At 78.8% G+C, this 1,836-nt stretch carries 2 protein-coding genes; both read right to left on the bottom strand.

The genetic code is table 11. The annotated features are described in order from the left end of the window. Positions 1–107 precede the first annotated feature (107 nt). Entirely contained in the window at positions 108–491 is a 384-nt protein-coding gene (locus tag MHY29_RS11950) for a DUF3040 domain-containing protein (RefSeq protein WP_224354664.1), read from the bottom strand. 127 nt (positions 492–618) lie between these two features. Beyond that, positions 619–1,836 (bottom strand): DNA polymerase IV (gene dinB / locus MHY29_RS11945; protein WP_239241515.1); only part of this gene is annotated, 1,218 nt, incomplete at its 5' end.

The following is a 1,836-nucleotide window of genomic DNA, read 5'->3' as shown; positions in this document are numbered from 1 at the left end:
GGTCAACGAGGGGTCGACGCTCCCCGGACACGCCGCAGGCCCCCGCTCCGTGAGGGAGCGGGGGCCTGCGGGGAGGGAAGTGGAGGGACCGGGGAGGGCGTGGCGGATCAGGTGTCGGCGCGCCCCCGGCTGTCCCACTCGCGGTCGAGCCGGTCCATGAGCCCGCCGCGCCGGCGCCCGGCGTGCGGGCCGCCGTCGCCGGCCACCGGCGCCCCCGGGGCGCGGGAGGCCGAGACCCTGCGGGAGGTGAGCACGAGGATGCCGCCGCCGAGCAGCACGGCGCCGAGCACGCCGACGACCACCAGGTGGGTGGACACCCCGACCAGGACCACGGCCAGCCCCGCGAGCATCATGGCCGCACCCAGGACGATCCGGCGCACAGGGGCGGGGCCCCGCGGAGTGGAGAGCTGGGACGCGAGGGACGGGTCGTCGGCGTGGAGCTGGCGCTCGAGCTCGTCGAGGACTCGCTGCTCGTGGTCGGAGAGAGGCACGAGGCGCTCCTTCTCTGGTGGTGGCGGCGCGGCCGCCCCGTCGGCAGGGCGCCCAGGGCGCCGGGTGCCCTCCACGATAGTTCCCCACCCCCGTCCGCCGCCACGCCGGGGCCGGGGTCCGCGCCGGTCAGGAGCCCTCCGGCGGGCCCAGGAGGGAGGCCGGCCGCACCCCTGCGCCCGGGAATCGCCGGGCCACGGCGTCCGCCGCCTCCTCCGCGCGGCGCCAGCCGGCGTCGTCCGTGGGCCCCTCGTGCCCCTCGGGGGCGAACAGCGCCTCCTGGACCGCGCCGTGGGCCTCGGCGTCGGACAGGCGCTCGGCGCGGACGCCGACCAGTCGGACCGGGTGGGGGCGTTCGGTGAGCAGCCCGGCCACGGCCGGCCCGGCGTGCGCGTGCAGGACACGGCCCGACGCCGTCGGCGCGGGAAGGCGCACCGTGCGGGCCCGCGTGGCCAGCGCGGGGTCCTTCACCCGCACGGTGACGGCGGCGGCGGTGTGACCGCCCGATCGCAGGCGCGCCGCCACCCGGTGGCACAGCGACAGCACCTCGCGGTCCAGGGCGGCGGGATCCCGGGCGTCGACGTCGAACGTGTGGTCCGCCCCGACGCTCCGGGCGGGCTCGCGCGGCGCCACGGGGCGGGGGTCACGCCCCGCCGCCAGCTCCGCCCAGGCCGCTCCGGCGGCACCGAAGGCCTCCCGCAGCCAGCGGGGGTCGCGCGCGGCGAGGTCGCCGATCGTCTCCACGCCGCGCTCGCGCAGCCGGCGAGCCGCCTGCGGCCCCACGCCCCACAGGGCACCGACCGGCCGCGGGTGGAGGAACGCCAGGGTGCACTGCGGGGGCACGAGCAGCATCCCGTCGGGCTTGGCCGCGGTGGAGGCCATCTTGGCCACGAACTTCACCCCCGCCCCGCCGACGGTGCACGGCAGGCCGAGCTCCGCGCGCACCCGCTCCCGGATGAGCGCCGCGATGCGCTCCGGCGGGCCGAGCAGCCGGCGGGCCCCGGCGACGTCCAGGAAGGCCTCGTCCACACTGAGCTGCTCCACCACCGGGGTCACCCGGCCGAAGAGGTCCATCACCCGCGCGGACGTGGACCGGTACAGCTCCTGGCGCGGCGGCGTCACCCGCAGGGGCGGGCACAGCGCGCGGGCCTGAGCCAGCGGCATGGCCGAACGCACCCCGTAGGCCCGGGCCTCATAGGAGGCCGAGAGGACGACGGACCGCCCCTCGGGATGGGCGACGGCAGCCGGGACGCCGCGGAGCTCCGGCCGCTCGCGCCGCTCCACCGAGAGGAAGAAGGCGTCCATGTCCACGTGGAGGATGCTGGGCTCGCGCCGGGGCGTCCCGGC

This window comes from Micrococcus sp. ACRRV, from assembly GCF_022346985.1.
Lineage (GTDB): Bacteria > Actinomycetota > Actinomycetes > Actinomycetales > Micrococcaceae > Micrococcus > Micrococcus porci.
The sequence above is the reverse complement of the archived record's forward strand: the minus strand, read 5'-3'. Positions and strand labels throughout refer to the sequence as shown.